At 51.6% G+C, this 7,440-nt stretch carries 5 protein-coding genes; 2 read left to right on the top strand and 3 right to left on the bottom strand.

Annotation, left to right across the window (positions count from 1 at the left end):
* Nucleotides 1-484: 484 nt before the first annotated feature.
* Nucleotides 485-1,369 carry an IS110 family RNA-guided transposase gene (locus G462_RS22280; protein WP_051326640.1) on the bottom strand — a complete coding sequence of 295 codons (885 nt, stop codon included), beginning with the start codon at nucleotides 1,367-1,369 and terminating at the stop codon, nucleotides 485-487.
* A 138-nt stretch (nucleotides 1,370-1,507) separates the two neighbouring features.
* Here G462_RS22280 and G462_RS24760 point away from each other — a divergent pair, with 138 nt between their 5' ends.
* Nucleotides 1,508-1,711 carry an NUDIX hydrolase gene (locus tag G462_RS24760; RefSeq protein WP_211234201.1) on the top strand — a complete coding sequence of 68 codons (204 nt, stop codon included), beginning with the start codon at nucleotides 1,508-1,510 and terminating at the stop codon, nucleotides 1,709-1,711.
* A gap of 624 nt (nucleotides 1,712-2,335) precedes the next feature.
* On the top strand, nucleotides 2,336-2,944 hold the full coding sequence (locus G462_RS0109095; RefSeq protein WP_026958724.1) for a TetR/AcrR family transcriptional regulator: 609 nt from the start codon (nucleotides 2,336-2,338) through the stop codon (nucleotides 2,942-2,944).
* 213 nt (nucleotides 2,945-3,157) lie between these two features.
* Here the strand turns inward: G462_RS0109095 and G462_RS0109090 are convergent, their stop codons facing one another.
* Together G462_RS0109090 and hrpA are read right to left on the bottom strand one after the other, a co-directional pair.
* The gene (locus tag G462_RS0109090; RefSeq protein WP_051326639.1) at nucleotides 3,158-3,487 is read right to left on the bottom strand and encodes a SelT/SelW/SelH family protein; all 330 of its coding nucleotides are present in this window, start codon (nucleotides 3,485-3,487) and stop codon (nucleotides 3,158-3,160) included.
* The gene (hrpA, locus tag G462_RS0109085) at nucleotides 3,487-7,329 is read right to left on the bottom strand and encodes an ATP-dependent RNA helicase HrpA (RefSeq protein WP_245579545.1); all 3,843 of its coding nucleotides are present in this window, start codon (nucleotides 7,327-7,329) and stop codon (nucleotides 3,487-3,489) included. The genes G462_RS0109090 and hrpA overlap by 1 nt, the downstream gene beginning before the upstream one ends.
* Nucleotides 7,330-7,440 lie beyond the last annotated feature (111 nt).

The raw sequence follows: 7,440 nt of genomic DNA, 5'->3' as shown, positions 1-7,440 counted from the left end.
AAAGTTCGAGACATAAAATGGGCGATACTGGCATTTATCCGGCAGCTGAGAAAAAACAGCTATGTTTTCACAGAATTATGAGGGGATCCCTCAGCGCATGGCTTGTTTGCGCCGTTGGAGCCGAGCCTCAGTCTAGGAGCGCGAGTAATAAACGTGTTGTTTCGCCTAACGCCGTCGAGGGTTGCTCTCACCGCTGCCGCCGGTCTTGCTCACTCAAGTTATTTCAAACAGTCTTCTACCTTATCGACTAGCCAACATGTTCAGACTCTGGATTAAAACGCTGAGCGATATCCCAGATAAACCCCAGTAACTCACGGGCGATAGCCGGAACGATTTTGTTGAACTCTTTACCTCGGGCCTGAAGTTGTCGAAAGCGCCGGCACAAACGCTGCTGCGCCTCCCATGAGCGCTTCTGAAGATTGATGGACAGGTCTTGTTGCCTGATTTGTAGCTCTCTGGAGACCTTGGGGCTGAAGCGATAGGACTAGGCTGCTTCAATTAGTATTCGCCTGGCATGGGTGTTCCCACACTTGGTAATGCCGCCTTGCCGCTGGCGTTGCCCGCTAGAGTGCTCACTGGGTGTAAGACCGACGAAGTTCATCAGTGCTCGGGGATTGGTAAAGCGGCGCATATCACCCAGCTCAGCCACAATTGTCATGGCTGAAAGGAAGCGAATACCGCGCAGCGCACACAGGAACTGAACCAACGGATACCAACGCCATTTGTCTGCCACTTCCTGTAACTCTCGCTCTAGGTGTTGCAAGCGCTGATAACGCTCTTCGGTAATCGCAATGTAGTGCTGGAACGTGAGCTTCTTAGCGGGTTCTAGAAAGTGGATATCCGCCAGATGACGCTTGTAGGCATCACTCCAGTTAGTGCGTCCTGAGCAAGGGTGCCCGTTGCGCAACAGAAAAGACTTGAGTCGCTGACGGGCTTGACGCAGGTCTATCATGGCATCTTCGCGGCAGCGGATTAAGTCGCGGATAGCTTCATCGTCAGCATCCGGGATGTGAATTGATTCAATCAGTCCAGCCTGAGCCAACCGAGCTAAGGCCATGGCATCACGGCGGTCGGTTTTAACCTTATCACTAGGCGCTTTAGGTATCAGCGCGGGCGCGACTACCCAACACTGTACGCCGTACTTCACCAAATGCCGCTGTAACCAATAGCCACAAGGTCCTGCTTCATAAACCACCACTAAGTCACTGGCCTTACTACCAAATTTTTTGATAAGTTTGTTTACAGAACGAACATTGGTAGGGATGGTGCCATGAAAGTGAATGCTGCCATCGCCTGTTGAAGAATACGCAACATCAGTGGTTTCCTTGTGAACATCGAGCCCTAAGTACAGGGTGTGAGAGTGAACCATGTCGACCTCCTGTGATTGTTAAGGATGCACTTAACAGTGTGGCTCTGGTTTGACTAACCCACGACTAACGCGGGAGGTCGGCACCACCACAGGGAATCATGATGTCTATGTGTATTTAGAAGAACAAGGAAAGTTCACATGAAAAATATTGCGATGGGCGTGGTCGTAAGAGATGGAAAAGTTCTTATCCAAAAGCGCTTCAGACGAGGGCAAGGAATGGTATTTGAATTCCCAGGCGGTTCTATTGACTCTGGTGAGTCAGGTAATCAAGCAGCAGTTAGAGAGCTGTGGGAAGAAACGGGACTGCAAGGTTTAAAGCGACTCGGTAGTCATCAAGCTTAAAATGATTTTGGTGGTGAAATTCATTATGTTTTTTTACGTGCGGGTAATGATACTGAGCCTCAGATGATTGATGAAGTTAGGCAGCAAACTTTCTTTTGGCTTGAGCCAAGTGCTATTCCACTTGGTGATTTTTATCGAGCTGATATCGAATTTATAGAGAATCACTTAAGCCAATACACATAAGGATTCGCAACGCGTGGCACTTTTATCATGCGTTGATTTTAGTGATTTAGGTGGAATGCGGAAACATCGTATTGCGTTGCTCACCACTTAAGCGGGGGGTAGGTGAAGGAGCGGATATCAAAGCTCCTTACCTTGATCGATTACTTAGCTGATATAGTTTTTGGGCTATTCATCCAGCTCATTAATGTACCTTGTTTCCACATTCCAAGCCCAGTCAGTCCCAATAGTGGAACAGCAACCCAAAGTGTAATCAAGTGGAATACTGTATTATCACTAAAAGGTGAGTAGAAATAGGTACCTGCAATAACTGCACATAACAAATGAGTCCACCTCAATATTTTTCTTAATTTGCTTCCCGTCATACGTTCTCCTCGATTGTTGACATCGTCAACATTAGCAGTTTACTGTTGACGATGTCAACAGTAATGATAGTATTCATAAATGAATACTAAAAAATACGAAAATTATCACGCAAGTGATTTAAAGGCTTCAATAATAGACGTTGCATCCAAGTTACTTATTAGCGATGGGATTGAAGCAATCACGATGAGAGCTATTGCTTCCAAGTTAGGTGTTTCTAGGGGGGCGCCTTATAGGCATTTTGTAGATAAGCATGATTTGTTGTGTTCAGTGGCTCAGCATAGTTTTGAATTGTTGAATGCATCAATGTTAAACTTTAGCCAAATAGGTACTCCACCAAAAGATGAGTTTCATGAGTTGACAAAGAAGTACATCGATTTTTGCTTATCTTACCCAGCATTTTATCACTTGATGTTTAGTAATGAAGAGCTATTAAAAAATCAAACAACAGAATTATCCACTTCTGCCAACAAGTCATTTCATAAACTCGAGACGTTGTTAGAAAAGCTTCAGCAGGAAGGCATGACTAAAAATGAAGACCTTAACCTGCAAGCAAATTATGTGTGGTCTTCTTTACATGGATATTGTTGTTTGCTATTAGCTCAAGAAACAAAGAAGGCAGAGAAACTAGCAAAGAATCAAGACTTTTTTCTAGAGAAAATCTGGTGTTCTTTATCTACAAGCTGTTAATTCACCTAACAAATTGTTCAAGAGGAATTCGCAACGCGTGGCATTTTTACTATGCGTTGGTTTTAGTGTTTAAGGTGGTATACGGTGGCTTGGTATTGCGTTGCTCACCCCTTAACAAGGCGTTACTCCCCACTTACCTAACTCGTTTATGTCCACAAACGAGTCTCTATCAGCTGACTCTGAACCATATAAACCAAGCATATTCGACAAGCTCTAGCTATCGCTATGCCCAAGATCCCGTTCAGGTGCAATCACGTCCCGCACACGTTGCTTCAGGATCTTGGCCTCAGGAAAGCCCTGATCTTGAACTCGGCACCATATAAGCTGCCCTTCAACAAATATCTGAAAGCGGCCTTTGCTGGCAGGAACAAGGGCCACCTCCCCTAGCTCATCGCTAAAGGTAGAAAGCAGCTCTTGGCTGAGCCAGCTGGCACGTAGTAGCCAGCGGCACAGTGTGCAGTAGTGGATTTCTACGCGGGGCCTCTCCACGCCGGGCGCTTTCACCCCCGCGCTTAGCTGTTGGTCATCCTTGAGTTCACTCATTAGCTTCGTTCTTTCCTGACTTGTTCGATATGGTTGAGCACCCGCTTGAGAGAGATCGGGTATTGGGTGCCTAGCTGCTGGGCGAATAGCGATACTCGCAGCTCTTGGATCATGGTGTTGATCTCTTTACGGGCCGGATCGTAATCCACCAGCTTTAGTGCGGCAAAGGCCTCGTCAGCCTGTTGGATCTGTTGCAGCATCAGGCGGTCTTTATGGGCATCAATCGCCAGCTTCTCAAGGCGGCGCTCAATAGCGCGCATATAACGCTGCAGATGATTGAGCCCGGCCACGCCGGTTTGGCGTACAAAACCGCGGAACACCAACTGCCCTAGTTGGGCTTTAATATCGGCGTGGGCCAATACCTGATCAAAGCCGACCTTGCCTTTCATCTGCTTGGCCAGCTTGTGGTGCATGCTCAGCACGGTTTCCACGTCTTTGGCCACGCCCAGTGAGCGCTCGGCCAGCTCGCCACGCACCGTTTCCACCAAGGCATCAAAGGCCTTAGGGTCGCGCACATCCTGGCCTTTAGCGAAGTCATCAATCACTGCCAGCGAGCAGTCTTCGATCAGCGTTTCCACCTTGCCGAAGGGGTTAAAGTACAGCCCCAGCTTGGCCTTGTTCGGTAGGTGCTGCTGCAAGTACTTCATCGGCGATGGCACTTTAAGCTGGATCAGCTTACTTAGGCCGCGCGCCTGCTGCCATTGGGCCTCGTCGGCCTTGTCGAACAGCTTGAGTGATACCTGCTTACCTTCGTCGACTAACGCGGGATAAGCGGTGACTTCGTAGCCTTGGCGCTGCTCGGTGATCTGCTCGGGCAGCTCGCCAAAGCTCCAGTCTTCCAGCGCTTGCTGCTCGAAGCTGACATCGGGCTTCATCTCAGCCAAGGTCTGCTCCACCTGTTTTTGCAGCTTCGCTTGTAGCTGCTCTGGCTCGCGGCTCTCGGCCAGTACCTTGCCCTTCTCGTTGATAACTTTGAAGTTCACCCGCAGGTGCTTGGGCACGCCCTGCCAGTTCCACTCACCCATCTCGACCCGCACACCGGTCATGCGCAGTAGCTGGCGGGAAAACTGCTCCAACAGGCGCCCTTCTGGCAGTCCCATGGATTCGAGCGCGGCGCGAGCATAGTTGGGCGCAGGCACAAAGTTACGGCGCAGGCTCTTAGGCAAAGCGCGGATTAGTTCGATCAGCAGCTCTTCGCGCATAGCGGGAATTTGCCACTCGAACACGTTGTAATCGAGCTGGTTTAGCAGCGCCAGTGGCACATGCACACTCACCCCGTCGTCTTCGGCGCTCGGCTCAAATACGTAGCTGAGCTTGAGGGCAATCTTGCCGTGCTGCCAGCTGCTTGGGTAATCCTTCTCGGTGACATGCTCAGCATCGTGCTTGGTGAGCATCTCGCGCTGAAAGTGCAGCATCTTGGGCTGCTTAACCTTGGCCTTGTTCCACCAACGATTAAAATGCGCCACCGAGACGATATCTTCAGGGATGCGCTCGGCGTAGAAGTCGAACAGGATCTGATCGTCCACCCGGATATCGCGGCGACGCTGACGCTCTTCCAAGTCTTCAATCTCGCCCAGCAAGCCTTGGTTGTGCTTGAAGAAGTCCTGTTTGCATTGCCACACCCCTTCCACCAAGGCGCTGCGGATAAACACCTCGCGTGCCATCACCGGGTCGATATTGCCAAAGTTCACCAAGCGACGATTGACGATGGTCACGCCATACAGGCGCTGGCTCTGATAGGCCATTACCGCGTTTTGCTTGACCGACCAATGCGGCTCACTATGGCTGATATTGACCAAGTGCGGTGCCAGCTTCTCCAGCCAGGCCGGTTGGATCTTGGCGACATTTCGGGCGAACAGGCGCGAGGTTTCCACCAACTCCGAGGCCACCACCCACTTAGGCGGTTTCTTGGCTTGGCCCGAGCCGGGGAACACCAAGAAGCGGGTGTTACGCGCCCCCAAGAACTCACGTTCTTTGTCTTTAAAGCCAAAGTGACTCAGCAAGCCAGAGGTAATCGACATATGAATTGCTTCGTAGTCGGCGGCTTGGTCGTTAATCGCAAAGCCCAGTTCACGCACTACTAACCGCAGTTGGCTATAGATATCCTGCCACTCACGCAAGCGCATATAGGCCAAGAAGCGCTGCTTACACAGCTTGCGGAACTGCGAGTTACTGAGCGCTTTTTGCTGTTCTTGCAGGTAGTCCCACAGCTTGAGGAAGGCGATAAAGTCGGAATCTGGATCTTTAAACTCGGCATGGGCCTGATCGGCAGCTTGCTGTTTCTCCAGCGGGCGCTCGCGCGGGTCTTGAATCGACAGCGCGGCACAGATCACCATCACCTCACGGACACAGCCAAACTGCTGGGCAGCAATAAGCATGCGCGCCAAACGCGGGTCCACCGGGAAGGCGGCCAACTGGCGGCCCAAGCGGGTAAGCTGGCGCTGCTTGCCTTTGATTTGCAGCGCGCCCAGCTCTTCGAGCAGGTTCAGGCCGTCTTTAATGTTGCGCTGGTCGGGGGCATCGATAAATGGGAAGGCTTCGATGTCGCCAAGGCGCAGCGACAGCATTTGTAACACTACCGAGGCCAAGTTGGTGCGCAGGATCTCTGGGTCGGTAAACTCGGGGCGGCCGTTAAAATCATCCTCGCTGTACAGACGAATACAGATACCTTCGGCGACACGGCCACAACGGCCCTTACGCTGGTTGGCGCTGGCTTGCGAGATGGCCTCAATCGGCAGGCGCTGCACCTTGGAGCGCACGCTGTAGCGGCTGATGCGCGCGGTACCCGGGTCAATCACGTAGCGAATCCCGGGCACGGTCAAACTGGTTTCGGCAACGTTGGTGGCCAGCACGATACGCCGCCCGCGGTGTGAGGCGAAGATACGGTTTTGCTCGGCGTTGGAGAGGCGCGAGAACAGCGGCAGGATATCGGTATTTGGTAGCTGGCGTCGGTTCAGAAAATCCGCCGCATCGCGAATTTCCCGCTCGCCGTTCATAAAGATCAGGATATCGCCGGACTTTTCACGATACAGCTCATCCACCGCCAGGCTAATCCCTTCCAGCATATCGCCATTGGCATACTCTTCGACTGGGCGATAGCGGGTCTCCACCGGATAGGTGCGACCGGCCACTTCAATCATTGGCGCATCGCCGAAGTGCTTGGAGAAGCGCTGCGGGTCGATGGTGGCCGAGGTGATAATCAGTTTTAGATCGGGTCGCTTTGGCAGTAGCTGTTTTAATAGGCCCAGCAGGAAGTCGATGTTCAGGCTGCGCTCGTGCGCTTCATCGATGATGATCACTTCATACTGGCTTAGGAAGCGGTCTTGCTGCATCTCGGCCAGCAGCATACCATCGGTCATCAGCTTAACTAGGCTGTCTTGCTTGATTTGGTCGTTAAAGCGAATTTTATAACCCACCAGCTCACCGATTGGAGTGTCTAGCTCTTCGGCAATCCTCGCTGCAACGCTGCGCGCCGCCAAACGTCGTGGCTGAGTGTGGCCAATAAAGCCCTGTGCGCCAAGGCCTAGCTCCAAGCAAATCTTCGGTAACTGAGTGGTCTTACCCGAGCCGGTTTCACCGGCGACAATCACTACTTGGTTGTCGCGGATGGCATCGGCAATCGCCTGCTTTTGCTCGGCAACCGGCAGCGCGGGATAATCAATGGTGGGGATGCTGTCGCGGCGCGCTTGGGCCTGCTCCAGCGAGCGCTCGAGCTTTTGCTGCCACTTAACGGCAGCTTCGTCCTGCGCATCTAAGGATTTAATGCGATTGTACTCGCGCCCCAGACGGAATTGATCCTTGGACATACACTGCTTGATCTGCTGACGAAGCTGCTGTGACACCATCTACCTCTTTGCTCTTGCTTGCTGTTGTTGCTTACTGTTGTTGCTGTATTACGTGTTGCTTGGAGCTGCGTTCGGAAATTTTTCGAACGGCTAATTACAACAAAACCC

It is taken from the genome of Aliagarivorans taiwanensis DSM 22990 (assembly GCF_000429505.1).
Lineage (GTDB): Bacteria > Pseudomonadota > Gammaproteobacteria > Enterobacterales > Celerinatantimonadaceae > Aliagarivorans > Aliagarivorans taiwanensis.
Note: the sequence above shows the minus strand (reverse complement) of the source record. Positions and strands in the feature narration are given on the sequence as shown.